10 protein-coding genes and 1 pseudogene are annotated in these 16,667 nt (G+C 39.8%); 6 read left to right on the top strand and 5 right to left on the bottom strand.

The window, feature by feature from the left end:
- Positions 1–126: 126 nt before the first annotated feature.
- From EDD58_RS10915 to EDD58_RS10925, 3 genes are all read right to left on the bottom strand, one after another.
- Positions 127–1,842: a phospho-sugar mutase gene (locus EDD58_RS10915; RefSeq protein ID WP_131925511.1), complete on the bottom strand. Its 1,716-nt coding sequence runs from the start codon at positions 1,840–1,842 to the stop codon at positions 127–129.
- A 271-nt stretch (positions 1,843–2,113) separates the two neighbouring features.
- Positions 2,114–2,914: an alpha-helical endospore appendage domain-containing protein gene (locus tag EDD58_RS15305; RefSeq protein WP_341539273.1), complete on the bottom strand. Its 801-nt coding sequence runs from the start codon at positions 2,912–2,914 to the stop codon at positions 2,114–2,116.
- Between the two features lie 136 nt (positions 2,915–3,050).
- On the bottom strand, positions 3,051–4,313 hold the full coding sequence (locus EDD58_RS10925; protein ID WP_131925513.1) for a glycosyltransferase: 1,263 nt from the start codon (positions 4,311–4,313) through the stop codon (positions 3,051–3,053).
- Positions 4,314–4,462: 149 nt separating this feature from the next.
- Here EDD58_RS10925 and EDD58_RS10930 point away from each other — a divergent pair, with 149 nt between their 5' ends.
- The 5 genes from EDD58_RS10930 to manA all read left to right on the top strand — a co-directional run bounded on the left by EDD58_RS10930 (position 4,463) and on the right by manA (position 12,187).
- A complete protein-coding gene (locus tag EDD58_RS10930) occupies positions 4,463–7,726 on the top strand; it encodes a glycosyltransferase (protein ID WP_131925515.1) in 3,264 nt (1,087 codons plus the stop codon).
- A gap of 29 nt (positions 7,727–7,755) precedes the next feature.
- Positions 7,756–8,754 (top strand): GDP-mannose 4,6-dehydratase, encoded by a 999-nt coding sequence (gene gmd, locus EDD58_RS10935; protein ID WP_243648716.1) that lies wholly within the window; start codon positions 7,756–7,758, stop codon positions 8,752–8,754.
- Positions 8,751–9,749 carry a sugar phosphate nucleotidyltransferase gene (locus tag EDD58_RS10940; protein ID WP_131925519.1) on the top strand — a complete coding sequence of 333 codons (999 nt, stop codon included), beginning with the start codon at positions 8,751–8,753 and terminating at the stop codon, positions 9,747–9,749. Before gmd ends, EDD58_RS10940 begins: the two co-directional genes overlap by 4 nt.
- Before the next feature lie 74 nt (positions 9,750–9,823).
- Positions 9,824–11,074, top strand: coding sequence for a glycosyltransferase family 4 protein (locus EDD58_RS10945; protein WP_165875944.1), 1,251 nt, complete (start codon positions 9,824–9,826; stop codon positions 11,072–11,074).
- Between the two features lie 162 nt (positions 11,075–11,236).
- Positions 11,237–12,187 (top strand): mannose-6-phosphate isomerase, class I, encoded by a 951-nt coding sequence (gene manA / locus EDD58_RS10950; RefSeq protein WP_131925524.1) that lies wholly within the window; start codon positions 11,237–11,239, stop codon positions 12,185–12,187.
- A 71-nt stretch (positions 12,188–12,258) separates the two neighbouring features.
- Here the strand turns inward: manA and EDD58_RS10955 are convergent, their stop codons facing one another.
- Complete coding sequence (locus EDD58_RS10955; protein WP_131925526.1) at positions 12,259–13,671, bottom strand: alanine/glycine:cation symporter family protein; 1,413 nt, start codon at positions 13,669–13,671, stop codon at positions 12,259–12,261.
- A 311-nt stretch (positions 13,672–13,982) separates the two neighbouring features.
- Between EDD58_RS10955 and EDD58_RS10960 the strand changes: the two genes are divergently transcribed.
- Positions 13,983–15,509: a long-chain-fatty-acid--CoA ligase gene (locus EDD58_RS10960; protein WP_131925528.1), complete on the top strand. Its 1,527-nt coding sequence runs from the start codon at positions 13,983–13,985 to the stop codon at positions 15,507–15,509.
- 167 nt (positions 15,510–15,676) lie between these two features.
- On the opposite strand, the pseudogene fabD reads toward EDD58_RS10960, so the two are convergent.
- Positions 15,677–16,516: pseudogene (gene fabD, locus EDD58_RS10965) on the bottom strand (ACP S-malonyltransferase); the annotation flags it as partial.
- Positions 16,517–16,667 lie beyond the last annotated feature (151 nt).

Raw genomic sequence — 16,667 nt, forward strand, 5'->3', positions numbered from 1 at the left:
CCTCTATTCACTGGTAGCATATTGCCTTGAGTCTCTTTTGGACACGGTAAATGCCTAGGTTAAGTCCATAAAAAAATCCCCAGATCATCAATTTCTAATGATCTAGGGGTGTGTGGAATCAATATATTAATGATTTTGATCAATTATTTCCATTACATCTTGAACTAAACGATCCAATCTTCTTTGTGTTGTGATCCCCGTTTCACCACATACTGAAAAATAAACTTTTATTTTCGGCTCTGTTCCCGAAGGGCGAAGGCAAAACCACGAACCATCCTCTAAAGTAAAGGCTAGAACATTCTCTTGAGGGAGAGTAAGCTTCGACCGTTTTTGAGATAATCGGTCCAGACACACTTGCTCAGCATAATCACATACTTTTGTAACTGAATGCAAGCCGATCTGTGTTGGCATCTTCAACCGAAATTGCCTCATGATGCTCTGAATCTGATTCATTCCCTCTTTTCCTGTAAACGTTCGTGATTCCAAATGGTCAATAAAATAGCCATACTCCTGGTAAAGCTGATACAATACTTCCTTCAGCGTATAGTTGATGCTTTTATAGTATGCCACCATCTCACAGATCAATAAAGTTGTCATGATCCCATCTTTATCCCTGACAAAGGTGTCTGTCAAATAACCACAACTCTCTTCATAACCGAACAAAAATTTCTTATGCCTACCCTTCTCTAAGACCTCTATTTGTTCCCCAATATATTTGAAGCCTGTGTGAGTTTCAATCGTTTCCACTCCGTACCGCTCAGCAATCGCTTTACCCATTTGACTCGTTACAATCGTTTTAACAACAACTGCCTCATCAGGCAAAGTTCCTTGCTTTGTTCGTTCTGATAACAGATAATTCAGTAACAATACACCTACTTGATTTCCTGTGAAGACCTCATATTCTCCTTCTTCGTTTTTCACAGCGATCCCTACACGATCAGCGTCTGGATCTGTTGCTACTAGAAGGTCGGCATTTTTCTCTTTTCCTAGCTCCATCGCTAACCTAAATGCTTGGGGTTCTTCGGGATTTGGGGATAAAACTGTTGGAAAGTCAGGGTCAGGCTGTTCTTGCTCTGGAACTGAGTATACTTGTGTAAATCCTGCTTCACACAAAACCCTTTGAACCAAGCGATTCCCTACTCCATGAAGAGGTGTATACACAATAGTCAGTGAAGAAGTTACTTCTGGATGAAGGCATATTCGTTGGAGTCGTGAAACATAGGACTCACTTATTTCGTTATCTAACCAGTTAATCTTGTCTAAATATTGCTCACTTGATATTGCATGTGATGGAATTTCCTCCACACGATCTATTTTTTTCTGAATTTCCCTAGCGATGGAGGGAACAATCTGTCCCCCATCAGCTCCATACACTTTGTAGCCATTATACATAGGGGGATTATGACTCGCAGTAATCACGATCCCTGTAATTGCCCCTAATTCACGTACTGAAAATGAAAGGAGTGGAGTCGGGCAAACTTCTTTGAAAAGATAAGGTTGGATTCCGTTGTACTGAAAAGTAAATGCTGTTTCTAAAGCCAGTTCCTTTGACTGGTGGCGAGAGTCATAAGCGATCACAACTCCTTTTTGCTTAGCTAAGTCACCAAATGTAGAGATATAATCAGCGATCCCTTGCGTGATTCGTCTAATTGTATAACGATTGATTCGATTACGACCTGCTCCTAAAATCCCTCGAACTCCCCCTGTTCCAAATTCAAGATGTTTGTAAAAATGATCTTCAATCTCTGAAGCGTCCTCAGAAATTCCCTGTAATTCTTGTTTAGTCTCCAGATCAATATAGGGAGACTGAAGCCACTGTTGGTAAATGTCAAAAGACTTCACTGGAAACCTCCTCAAATGGACGTGAAAAACCAGATAGATAAAAACATCTTCTCCATCACATATATGAACTTAATCCATATATTAGGTATAAATAACTATAGACCCTTATACAAGATCATCCCACAGAACTATGAATTCAAACTTGTTCATTTCTGAAAAATAGGCTATCCATCTAGATAAACAAACATGTGAGATAAAGTCAAAAAACCCGCCATAATCTTATGACAGGTTTTCTTTAAATGAATGGATCAGACTTTAAAAAATCAAACCATTACCCATTATTACAGTCAATAATCATAATTTGTCCAGCTGGAAGATTCGTTGCTGTAAATGTTTCATTTCCTCCTAAAACCAAGAAGAAACTATCTGGATTGTTGGTTAACGTAAGTGAGAATGAGATGCCTGGCACTCCATTTCTCACTCCTGTTCCTGTAATTGTAAACACCGTTTCATCGACACACGAACCTAAAGAACCTTCAGATGTAAGATTATAACTGGTGGCAGTAAATGTAACAGTTGCCGGATCAGATGGATTATCACCAGGTCCCCATTCAAAATCAAGCAGATCTGTATCTGCTGGGTCACAACCGTTACAAATAAATGCACGTCCCCCACCAATACTACTCAATCTTCCTGTACCCTCTTCAGTACCATTTCTTAATACAACTGTATCCTCACTTCGTGGAATTTCGAAGTTGACCTCACATGAACAGAAAGGAGTTGGTGGCGGTGGTGTTGGAGGAGGGAATAAAGGTGACGGACTTAGTTGAAGTAGTTCCAATATATTTTCAAACTTAAACTCTAATAGCATCTCTTTTTTAATGATATCTCTTAACGTACTGCGTACACTCCGATTAATGTCTAGAAGGTTGGAAATCGTTACTGGAGTAGGGAGTACATTTTGAGTGGGGGTTAACGTCCCCAATACAAATTGCACTTTTTCCGCCTCAGCATTAATGAGGTGAGCCAGTGCCAATTCCTCTAAAGCGATCGATCCTAGTAATAGTGCTGGAGTTTGCCCAATAGTCAAGCTTATCGATGGGGTGATATTAGGAAAGCTGGGAAAAGACATTCATCCACTTCCTTTCATTATTGTTCTTGATAGAGTATTAACTCTATTCACATTTGGAAGCGGCTTGTATCTCTTATTCATTAGCACAATTCCCCCAAAAAAAGAGCCTACCTCGAGAGATAAACTCTACCCACCTTTAGATCGACTTTAAAACCCTTTTTGTCTCTATCGCTCCATCCTGATTCCTATGTTTCTTTTTAGCCGATTGGATGTGAGTAAGAATCTCTTGAATAATCTTAGTATCATAGTGAGAGGCTAAATATGTTTCCAAATGAAGATTTTTTTTCTCACTCACTTTGGTCAAAGCTTCGATCGCAAGCGAAAAATGATGAGAAGAAATAATCGCATCGATATAGGAGCAGATGGCTTCTTGAGTGCGATCTAACTTTTCATAACAAATGCCTTTATAATACATCGCTTGAAAGCTACCTAAACCTTTTAAAGTAAGATAATCGAGTTGATCCTCCCCCATTTGAATACAATGATCAAATGTCCGAATCGCCTGTCTATACATTTTCTTGCCATATAAAATAATCCCTTTATAAAAATGTAGGTCTACATAGTCTGGGTATAGAAGAATTGCTTTTTCAATACTTGGCCAAGCTCCATCAAAGCTCCCTAGACTAATAAGGATCGAGTACTTTAATTTGTACAATAAAGCAGGTGGTGTATAACCTTTTAAGACAAATTGAACAATCGATTTGTTGACATGCTCAAATGACTTTTCGAATTCCTCATTACGGTAATATTCTGAAGCAAGATGATAATGAACCCATGGACTGTAATCTTTTCGTTCTAGTTCTTTTTCTAGCATGTTGAGATTACGTTTGAATTTTCCTTTTTCTTTTACAAATGCATCTAAGTACCCGTAATGATATACCTTAACTGGAACCAGACCTATTCTTTTTTGCAATTCGGCTGTGGTTAACACTTGATCAAGATTAAGTGTTTCATGAATGTTGTTGACGAACTTAAACCCACATCGATTTCGAAAAAGTCGATGATGGGCAACGTTAAATACTTGATCAGGTTTAACTGATTTTCCGTAGTAATTGACGAGGTGAATCGCTACTATATCATAATTCTCTTGAGACAAAACATCACGAAGCTGACCCCGATCAGCCCAGTCCACCTCTTCATCCGCATCTAGCCATAAAATCCAATCTCCTGTTGCACGTTCTATTCCATAATTACGTGCATCCGCAAAACTTCCATTCCACTTAAAATCATAGACTTGTGCCCCCAACGAGCGACAAATCTCAGGTGTCTGATCCGTAGAGCCTGTATCAACAATAATCATTTCATCAACGACTCCAGCGACGCTTTTTAGACAACGTTCGATATTATTTGCTTCATCTTTCACGATCATACATAATGATAGGCGTTTCGGTTGGATCAATCCCATCCTCTCCTCTCTATCGCAAAAATTTGTTCTTTTCATCATATAAAGTAGGGAGGAAGGTAGTGTATAAAAGTCTAAAAAACGGCGAATATCTATAGCACTTTTGTCTCTAATTAATATGATGTACATAAAAAGGAGGTGGGATTTTGAAACCAATCTCCCTAACTTGGGAAGGACCGCAATCTGAAATCCATAGTCTGGCAAAAGTGAATCGGAATCTTTGTAAGTATCTACAAAATGATCCTAAAGTATCTATTCAACTTAAACCCACGAAAAATCATACTCCTCTTATACGCCCATCATTACAAAAACACAATTCCTCTGGAGATGTGATTGTACGCCATCACTGGCCCCCGAATTGGTCAACTCCAAACTATAACCATTGGGTTACCATGCAACCTTGGGAGTTTGGCGCAATTCCCCAACATTGGTATATTCCGATGAAATATTGGACGGACCAGATCTGGGTCTATAGCCAATACAACAAGGATTGTTATGTTCGTAACGGGATTCCCGCAGAAAAAATACAAGTGATTCCTCTTGGGGTAGACGAAACGATCTATCACTACGATATTCAACCCTATCCCTTTGAACAAAAAGGCACTTTTCGCTTTGTATTTGTTGGGGGAACAATTAAACGGAAAGGGATTGATCTGTTACTTCAAGCGTACCTCCACGAATTCTCTGCTGATGAGGATGTCTCCTTAGTCATTAAAGATTTTGGGACACACTCCTTCTATCAAGGAGGAACCATGGATGCATTGATTACTGCAGCTGCAGACAATCCTCATTTTCCTCATATCCAATACATCAATCAAGATCTTTCTGAAGAAGAGCTAGCTAGCTTATATAAAGCTTGTGATTGTTTGGTCCATCCCTATCGAGGTGAAGGATTTGGTCTTCCAATTATTGAAGCCATGGCATGTGGAACCCCTACTATTGTGCCTGATCAGGGACCCAGTCAAGATTTTTGTGATGCGAGTACTTCTTTTCTTCTTCCTGCTCAAGAGGAGACATTCACCCAAAAAGAGGTCGATCAGTTCGAAACGATCCAACATCCCTGGTGGCTAAAAGTTCATCCCTCTGAACTACAAAAAATGATGCGCTTTGTATATGAACATCGATCCCTTGCGAAAGAAAAGGGGCGCAGAGCGAGTGAAAAAATCGTCTCTACTTTCACTTGGAAACGATCTGCCCACATGATCTCTCATACCATCAAAGAGTTGGTTCAGAACGATCCCAAACCTAAAATGGATGACCAAGAGATTATTTTTGCAGAGCTAAAACAAGCCTTTCAACAAATACAGCAAAATCAACTCCCCGAAGCCATTAAAATTTTTCAGGCGATTCTATCCGTTTATCCCGATTCGTTAGAAACTCACTATAATATTGCAGTTGTCTATATGAAGCAACTAGAGTATGCAAAAGCGATTGAGCACCTAAATAAAATTACTTTAGCAATGGACAACGAACCATCATCTTTCCAAGCGAAAATCTGGAGTGCCATTGGGATCTCTTACTCTCATATTCAATCTTTTCAATTAGCCATGGATGCCTTTAAACAAGCCATTCAATTAGATCCCACTGTTCAATCCCTTGAGATTACTTGTTTAAAAAAAGGAATACAGAAAACAAACGAACAGTTAGCACAGCTATATGGTCAATTAGGAAAACGTTATGCAGAGATGCGAAATGTTTTCCGTGCTGAGGAAATGCTTACAAAAGCTCTACAACATACCGAGCTCCCTGACAATATTCAGAAATCTCTCGCGAAAATTCAGTCACAAATCGAAAGTATCAAGCAAAAAGCGGAACCGACTTCATCCCATCATCAAATAGCAGTCACCTCACATGAGAATCCAGTGACTTGGATCTCTTCAACCCTCGCTGATGACTCCACAGAAGCGGATGCTAAGAGGATCCAGCAAATTCAGGCACGATGGGAGCCTTACTTTATGAAGGGAGATCGAGTCCTAAAAGTTCATTGGACAAATCAAAAGGACCTTCATAAATTTGAACCAGAAGAACCTTATGATGGCCTGCTATTATCTATCAATGAGGTGCTTTCTCCCTCTGATTGGCTCAAAATCTGTAAACAGACCTTGAGCTGGCTACACCCCTATGGAAAAATAATCTTCCTAATTGAAAACCAAAAAAGTGATGCTAACCGAGTCACAGCCAAGGTTCTCGTCGAAACCTTTCTTCAATCAGCTGGCTGGATCGTGAAAGAATCCCATGATTTGGAGACTGAGCATTCTTTTTACTTAGTCTCACAAAAAACAGCATTGGATGTAGTATGGCAATGCCCCTTATTTAATACCTCGGGCTATGCAGAAGAGCAAAAGTATTTCTTAGAGGGAATCAAGCCTTTTCCTCTACTCATCCAAGTGCAATCTCCACCTGCATCAGAGTCGGAGCCTCCCTATCCTCCCCACCAGAAAACTTATTTATCTGCTCTACACAAAAATAAAGTGGATGCTCCCATCATTCATTATCAGGCAGCACCTGCCCATAGCTTTTCATTGCCTCAAGCCCCCATCTCAATCGGGAGAACCATGTTCGAAACGGATTCACTTCCTTCTTCTTGGGTACCCATTCTTAATGAACTCACCGAAATTTGGGTTCCTTCTACTTTTAATCGTGAAACCTTTGCCTCTGCGGGTGTCAAAGAAGACCGCATTCACATTATCTCTGGTACCTTAGATGAGACCACTTATCATCCCTCTGGTGTAGAACCCTATCCATTGCCGAATACCCGTCGATTTAAATTTCTCTCTGTCTTTGATTGGGGGATTCGAAAAGGGTGGGATCTTTTAATACGTGCTTATTTTGAAGAATTTGATTCTGATGATGATGTATCTTTGATCATGAAAGTTTCCAATTTCGTAGAACCCCATGCGAATCCCTATAGAGAGATCGAAGAAATAGCTAAAAAATTAGGCTTACGCCAGTATCCTCATATTCAGATCATCAACCACTCTTTTTCTGAAGAAGAAATGATTCGCTTATATGCGGCAACCGATTGCTTTGTATTGCCTTCACGAGGAGAAGGTTGGGGACGCCCTTATATGGAAGCAATGGCGATGGAATTACCTACCATTGGTACCCGGTGGAGTGGTCAACAAGAGTTTATGAATGACGAGAACAGCTACCTCATTGACCTTGAAGGTTTGATTCCAGTTGATCCGTTACATTCTCCCTTTTATTATCATGGACATCAGTGGGCAGAACCTAGTATAGACCATCTGAAAGCTTTAATGAGACAGATTGTTAAAAACCCCTTAGAAGCAAAGGAAAAAGGACGCAAAGCTAGAGCTGATCTATTCCCCCGCTTCTCACCACAAACAATGGGTCGACAAATTTTTGAGCGAATGGAAACATTAGTCCAATCTCAATTTGCTTTCATTTAAAGTTTTTCATGGTCAAAGGAGGAAGCCACTTGTTGAATAGAAAAACAGCTTTAGTTACTGGAATAACGGGTCAAGATGGGACCTATCTTGCAAAACTATTATTAGAAAAAGGGTATCGGGTTGTCGGTTTGCTAGCACACCGCAGTACCCCATCTCTATGGAGATTACAGGAGCTGAAGATTGACCAAGAAGTGGAGCTGATCCAGGGTGACCTGATGGATCTTTCTTCTTTGGTTCGGGTCATCGAAACAACGAATCCTGATGAAGTTTACCATTTGGCAGCTCAAAGTTTTGTGGGGGTTTCTTGGCAACAACCGATCCTAACTGCCCAAGTAACCGGGATGGGGGTCTTGCATATGCTCGAAGCGATTCGGACAGTGCGACCCCAAATCAAATTTTATCAAGCTTCGTCGAGTGAAATGTTTGGCAAAGTACAAGAATCTATTCAATCCGAAAGTACTCCATTCTACCCACGAAGCCCCTATGGAGTGGCTAAATTATTTGGACATTGGATGACCAAAAATTACCGTGAAAGTCACCAGCTATTTACTTGTAGCGGTATCTTATTCAACCACGAATCTCCCCTTCGTGGTCTGGAATTTGTCACCCGAAAAGTGACTGATGCTGTAGCTCGAATCTCGTTAGGTAAGCAAAAAGAGCTCCGCTTAGGAAATCTAGATGCCAAACGGGATTGGGGGTTTGCTGGTGATTATGTAGAGGCGATGTGGCTGATGTTACAACAAGATAAACCCGATGACTACGTGATTGCCACAGGGAAGACTTCCACTGTCAGAGATCTTTGTCAAATCGCTTTTGACTATGTAGGACTTCATTATGAAGATTATGTTGTGATTGATCCTAAGTATGTTCGACCTGCTGAAGTAGATGTTCTCTTAGGCAATCCCGCAAAAGCCCAACAACAATTAGGCTGGTCATCCAAAACTAGCTTAGAAAAACTGATCCACATGATGGTGGACGCTGATCTAAAACGAGTAAAAAATGAGTTTCAAGGACGTCTGAAAATATGAAACTTATCTTATTATCAGGTGGTTCTGGAACCAGACTCTGGCCCCTATCTGATGAATGTATGTCAAAGCAGTTTCTAAAGCTGTTAAAAAATGATGCAGGTCAATCCGAATCGATGATTCAACGGATCATCAGACAGATCAAAGTAGCTGATTGGATTCCAGATACTTATATTGCTACAAACCAAGCACATGTCCCCTACATTCATGAACAATTGGGTGATCAACTTCCCTTGATTGTCGAACCCGAACGGAGAGATACATTTCCTGCGATCGCTCTAGCCTCCTTATATCTTTATGAGCAAGGAGTTTCTCTTGACGAAGTGATTGGGGTCTGTCCCGTTGATCTGTATATCGAGGATTCTTTCTTCTCTATGATGAAACAAGCTGAGCAGACATTGAAACAAACCGATTGTGATCTCGTTATGATTGGAATCCGTCCCACTGAACCGTCCGAAAAATACGGTTATATTGTGCCTGAAAACTCGACAACTTCTCCCGCAATGAAAGTCAAACACTTCATTGAAAAACCAACACAAGACTATGCTGAACAGTTAATTCAACAACACGCATGCTGGAATAGTGGAGTCTTTTGTTTTCAATTAAGATTCTTGATAGATCTATTAAAAAAACGACATCTTCCTCTTTCCTATACGGGACTATATCACCAATATCAACAATTACCCCAAATCAGCTTTGACTATGAAGTCGTTGAAAAAATGAACTCAGCTGTTGTTCTCTCTTATGAAGGAACGTGGAACGATATGGGCACTTGGGACACCCTCACCACTCAAATCTCAGACTTAGTAGTTGGAAAAGGAATCCTAAGTGAAGACTGTAAAAATACGAATATCATCAATAAACTAGATCTACCTGTGTTAGCTGTAGGACTATCCAATACTGTCATCGTGATTAACGAGAATGGAATTCTCATAGCAGAAAAAGGAAGTAGCACGAGATTAAAAGATTATTTACATGAGGTCAGGAATGTCGATTAGGAAAGGATTATCAAATCTCTATAATACTAGAGCTCGATTTTAATCCTCAAGAATGGAGAAAAGCGAGGAAAATGATGAGTTTTATTCGCTCAGCAATTTGGAAAGACCAGTTGAAACACCTGAGCCAAAAAAGAAAAAAGATGGTGATTCTCTCTACCTATCCTGTCTTTCACAAAGCACATGGAGGAATGTTACGGGTCTACCACTTATATAAAAACCTAGAAAATAAATTTGATATCACTATCATCAGCTTTAATTATCCTCATCACCGTTATCAACTTCAAGTGGGGAATCTTACTGAGATCGCCATTCCCCCTTCTGAACAACATCTCCTTGTACAAGAAAAAATTCAAACAGAATTGTCCATCGACATCTCAGATATCATGATGGAAAGATTCTCATCTTTAACACCTGAGTATCAGCATACTGTTGATGAATATCTAGAACAAGCCGAAATCATCGTTGCAGCCCAACCTTATCTATTCCATCTCATTGAAAAATGCCCCCGGTTGGATCAGAAGCTGATCATCTACGATTCACAAAACGTCGAATATGAACTAAAAAAATCGATGCTTCCTAATAATGAAATAGCTCAACTATTATTATCACAGTTATTCCAACTTGAACAACGAGCTTGTCAACAAAGTGACCTCATCTTGACCTGTACGCTAAATGACTCGCAACAGATGCAACGCCTTTATGAGATGAATAGTGATAAATTTGTTCTCGTCCCCAATGGGGTAGATCATACAGATCAGCCATTTATCAATTACCAACAGCGACAAGAAAATAAACGAAAACAGGGCCTTTCTACAGAAACAAACATCATTTTTATTGGTAGTGGTCATCCACCCAATGTGGACGCTGTAACAGAAATTCTAAAAATTTCGCCCCTCATGCCTGAATTTAACTTCATCATCATGGGGGGACTACAAACAGCTTTTGCTCAGTATCCTCTTCCAAACAATGTCCTTTTTACAGGTCGTGTCGATGAGTATACCAAGAAGCAAATCTACTCAATCGCGGACATCGCCATCAACCCCATGCTTCAAGGATCAGGTTCCAATCTGAAATTAGCAGAGTTTATGGCTCATGGAATTCCTGTTGTTTCGACAGCTATAGGAGCACGGGGCTATAAAATTGTAGAGGGTGAGCATTTAATCATAAGTGATCTCTCCGAATTTCCAAAACAGCTTAGACAACTAAAAGACGATCCAGTATTACAGCAAAGATTATCTAGCAACGCTAGGCTTTATATAGAAAAAAATTATTCTTGGTCGTCGATCTCGAAGCATCTATTAAGCGCGTTACAAAAGCTTTTGTAATTCAAAGCCAGTATCATTGCTGGCTTTACTTACTATCTCTGTAAAAGATAAATTCAATCAGCAATGTCAATTAGACAATATTCACCTATATGATAAAGCATCAAAGCTCGATTTTCACCCTCCATGAGCTTGTACCTGCAAAAAAGAAGGAGGTGAACCAAACTGTTCAATGAACCTCTTTTCTTAAAGCCTGTCTTTAAAGAACGAATCTGGGGCGGAAGTAAATTAGAAAAGTTTTTTGATTATACCATCCCCTCTTCACAAACGGGTGAATGTTGGGGGATATCTGCCCATCCCCATGGAATAACTCCTATCTTGAATGGTCCTTTTCAAGGATGCACACTGGATGAGATATGGTGTAAATACAAAGAATTATTCGCTTTTAAATCCGGAGATCATTTCCCATTATTAGTGAAAATTCTTGATGCAAACCATGATCTGTCCGTCCAAGTTCATCCCAACGACCTCTTCGCACAAAAATTAGAAAATAGTCCCTTTGGAAAAACAGAATGCTGGTACGTACTCGATTGCGAATCCGAAACAGAAGTGATCATAGGCCATCACGCTACCACAAGAGATGAATTCAAACAAAGAGTAACTCTTGGGGAGTGGGAAAAACTGCTACGTCGAATTCCCATCAAACCTGGTGATTTTTTTTATGTTCCTAGCGGAACCATCCATTCAATTGGAAAAGGGGCTCTCATGCTAGAAATCCAACAAAACTCCGATATTACCTACCGCTTATACGACTACGATCGTCTAGATCATACTGGGGTCACTCGCCCACTTCAATCAGAAAAATCCCTTCTCGTTACAACCATTCCTGATCAAACGATTTCTCCACAACCTTTCATCCTTGAAAAAGGTAATCTGATCGAAAAACGATTGATCACATCACCCTATTTTACTGTCTACCATTGGACCATTAACGGAAAAGTGGAACAGCATCACCCCCATCACTACTGGCTTTGTACAGTCATCCAAGGAACTGGACACATCCAAGTGAATCCGGATTCCTACCCTCTTACCAAAGGAGACTTTTTCATCCTCCCAGCTACCATCCAACACTATCATCTGGAAGGAAACTTAGAGCTGATCTGTACCCATACTTAGTACTTTACGCGCTCATAGAAAAGAAACCCAGATCCCTTTTGAATCTGAGTTTCTTTTGCTCTCCATATCGCTTAACTCACCTTCGTCTCAGTCTTTGGTTCATCCCAACACTCCACATTTTTCAAGCCTGGAATGCTGTTTTTGGAGAAGGTTGGATTAAGTCCTGCTTTTCGTTGCTTGGCATAATCTTTATATGCCGCGGTAGCAATTTTACTAAGTAGAAAAATGGCAATAATATTGGTAATCGCCATGAGCCCCATGAAAACATCAGCTAAATCCCAAACGATTTGTACTTTGGTGGTAGAACCCCAGATCACCATGCCCACAACAGCAATCCGGTAAATCAATAGCCAAGTTTTGCTATGTTTGATAAACTCAATATTTGTTTCACCATAATAGTAGTTTCCAACTAGTGAGGTAAAAGCAAAGAATAGCACAGCAATGGTAAGAAAATGCGGAGCCCATCCACCGATTTCGATTTCTAATGCTTTTTGGGCAATTTCAATCGCTGCAAGGCTTGGATCTGTATAAGCCCCTGAGATGAGAACGATAAATGCAGAAGAAGAACAGATGATTAATGTATCAACAAAGACACCTAAAGCTTGAATAAATCCTTGTTTGACAGGGTGTGTCACATCTGCAGTAGCGGCCACGTTGGGTGCACTTCCCATACCTGCTTCATTGGAAAAGAGTCCACGCTTAATCCCTTCCATCAGGGCAGCCCCAATCGCTCCACCACCCACTTCTTGCCAACCAAAGATGTTTGTAAAAATCAATTTGATAACAGCAGGAAAAGCGGATAAATTTGTAATAATTACATATAAGGCAAGAAGAATATAAGCAATCGCCATAATCGGAACCACAATCTCAGAGATTTTAGCAATTCGTTTAATACCACCAAAAATAATAATTGCAAATATCCCTGCTAATATACAACCTAGAACGAACCGATCAATCCCATAAACAGATTGAAAAGCGACAGTAATGGTATTCGCTTGCACAGAGTTAAACACAAGTCCAAAACAGAGGGTAATTAATACCGCAAATAATATCCCCATCCAACGCTGACCCAGCGCCTTTTCCATATAATAAGCAGGTCCACCTCGAAAAGTTTCCCCATCTTTCGTTTTGTAGATTTGCGCTAAGGTGGACTCTACAAACGCAGAAGCTCCACCGATCATCGCAATGAGCCACATCCAGAAAACCGCTCCTGGACCTCCTGTGGAAATCGCTAATGCCACACCAGCAATATTTCCTACCCCTACTCGTGATGCGGTACTTACACAAAACGCCTGAAATGATGAAATCCCATTCTTCTTGTGGCTGGCTCCTTCACCAAGCAAGCGAAACATTTCACCTATATTTCGAAACTGAACAAATCGCAAACGAGCGGAAAAGAAAAAACCTGCTCCAATTAACAAAACGACTAGAACATAAGTCAGATAGTTATTGATCCACCCGATCAGGTCACTAAATACATCCATAACATCACCTCTTTATTTATATATTTAATTATTATCTGTTATAAAACATTGTTTGGCAACTTCAGTCATCGACCTGCCAATAGGTGGCATCTATCAAACATACAATTCCTTTCCAAAGTGATCAAGGTAATCACTGATCATCTTTTTTACACTTTTTATTTATGAATAAATTTCTAAAAAATAGAGGAATTTGAAGACTAATATAGAATATGCTTTTATCCCGATCAAAAATCATTCACTAACCCTTATGATCCAGCAGTCCATTTGTATAGCGGGAATGAATCCACTACCATTCATCAGGAGGTCTCAAAATGGCTACCATCGATAAACTTTTAAAGCATCGAGCTCATTTTTCTCCAAACTTAGAGGCATTAGTTAGTGGCAACAAACGGTATACATATGAAGAATATTTAAAGCGTGTGAATCAATTAGCTCACTATTTATTAGAACAAAATGTCCAAAAAGGGGATCGTGTGGCCCTTCTTTGTAAAAACAATCATCACTTCCCTACCATCCTCATGGCCATTTTACATATTGGAGCTGTTGCCGTTCCGATCAGTTGGAAATTATCTGCAGATGAAATGAAGTTTATCACCAACAATTGCCAGCCTAAAATTCTCTTTTACGATGAAGAATTTGCCCCTTTGCTCTCTTCCGTTAAAGATTCTTCTATTCTTCCAACCTTGGTGTTGGCTGGGGATGATACAGATACAACTTCATCTTTTGAAGAACTTTTAGCAGGGCGTATGACGAAGAACCCATACCATATCTCCATTGAAAAAGAGGATCCCGCTGTAATTATCTACACTTCTGGAACCACAGGAATGCCTAAAGGTGTAGTGATTACCCATGAAAATATTTGCTCTGCCATTCCTGGTACATCGATGGCTGTTGAATTTAACTTTGAGGATCGTTATCTTGCTGCAAGTCCCCTATTCCATGTCAGTGGATTGATTGCGATGATCTGTTCGATTCAACAAGGAATGACCATGATTTTCATGACTGATTTTGATCCCGTTCAGATCTGGGATTTAATCGAAGCTGAGAAGGTCACCACTATGATGTCCGTCCCTCCAATGCTTTTTTATATGCATCCTGAGTTTAAAAATAAAGAGAGAGAGATCAGTCACCTAAAATCCTTTATTTGTGGTGGGATCAAAGTACCTGAGACATTAATACGACAGTACGATGACCTTGGAATCTCCATTACTCAAGTATACGGCTGTACGGAAGCTGCTGGGGCGATCAGTTGTTGGACCACCAAGATGGGAATGGATCAGTGTATGTCGGTAGGAAAAGTAGCATTGGGACTAGATGTGAAGATTGTAGATCCAGAAACAAGACAAGAGGTCCCTCTGGAAAATGTTGGGGAAATCGCTATTAAAGGAGCACAAATTTTTAGAGAGTATTGGGCTCATCCAGAAGCGACCCAACAAGTTTTTGAAGAAGGTTGGTTTTTTACAGGGGATGCTGGAAAAATAGACGAGAGTGGTTTTTTATATGTGTTAGACCGTTATAAAGATCTTATCATTAATGGTGGAGAAAATATTTATCCTGCTCAAGTAGAAGAAGTCATTATTGAGATGAATGAGGTGCAAGAGGTAGCACTCATTGGAATTCCTGATGAAATATATGGTGAAATCCCACGAGCTTATATTGTGAAAAAACCTAATCATCATTTAAAAAGTGAAGATATCCTTAGTCATTGTAAACGGAAGATTGCAAATTATAAATTAACAGAAATCGTCTTTGTAGATGAACTTCCTAAAAGTAGCTTTGGCAAAGTGATGAAGTCTGTATTAAGAGAACAAGCAATCAAAGAATTACAGATCCAATAATCCTCTACACATGAATGCAAAATTTTTAGATGAGTAACTTTTATGGTTCATAGAACTTGATTTCATCATCTGTAGGAACCCATTTTTCGAGAGCAACTTTTATACGACTCTGATCTATAGAGCTCTCGAAAACGGGTTCCTTTTTCTACCTAACCGTCTATATTTATTTTGATCCGTCGAATTAATCCTGTTAAAACCGTCCCCGGTCCAATTTCCTCAAACTTCATCTCTCCTCTTCCCATTAAAAAGCGAATACTCTCACTCCATTGAACCGCCTTGTTGATTTGCTCAGTTAAAGTCGTGTTGATCTTCTCTTGCTCATAAGGTCGTGCATACACATTGGAGATCACAGGAATAGATAAGGAGTTGAATTGGAATCCATTGATGAATTGTTCAAACTCTAACTTAGCTGCACTCATATATCTAGAATGAAAGGCACCACTCACATTCAAAGGAATAAATAGTCGAACTTCTTGGAGGGCTTCAAAAATGGGTTTCGCTTGGTCAATATCGGCTTTCCGCCCAGAAATAACGATTTGATCAGGGGCATTAAAGTTGGCAACATCAATCGTGTCTAGACGATTCTCTTGTAAAACCTCTGCGACTTGCTCCTCATTGAGTCCGATCACTGCGGCCATTCCACCTCCAGTCACCGCACTCATTAACTCGCCACGCTTTTTTACCAATCTCAACCCCGTCTCAAAATCAAATGCGCCTGCCGCAAATAATGCATTATATTCACCTAAACTATGACCTGCAACGAAATCTGGCTTTCGACCTAGTTCCTGGATTCTTTTTAGATAACTGAAAGCATTCACAACATATAACGCAGGTTGAGTAAATTGAGTCTGACTCAAGTATGAATAAGGATCTTCGATACAAAGTCTTTTTATGGAATAACCTAAAATTTCGTTCGCTTGTGCTGTTAACTCCTTAAACTCATCAAAGAGTGTACTTCCCATCCCTTTCTGTTGAGAACCTTGACCCGGGAACACATATGTAATCATCTTCATTCCCTCCCTTTCAATTCGTTATTATTTATCTTTTCGGAATAGTCTTTCAACTATCTTTAAATATTTTAACTCTTTCATTAGATTTAAGTCAATACTTTTAGTGAACAAACATGATCACTTCCCTATTTCTCTGAATAATGAAAGA

Origin of the sequence: Hazenella coriacea (assembly GCF_004341825.1) — a bacterium.
GTDB classification, from domain to species: Bacteria; Bacillota; Bacilli; order Thermoactinomycetales; family Thermoactinomycetaceae; genus Hazenella; species Hazenella coriacea.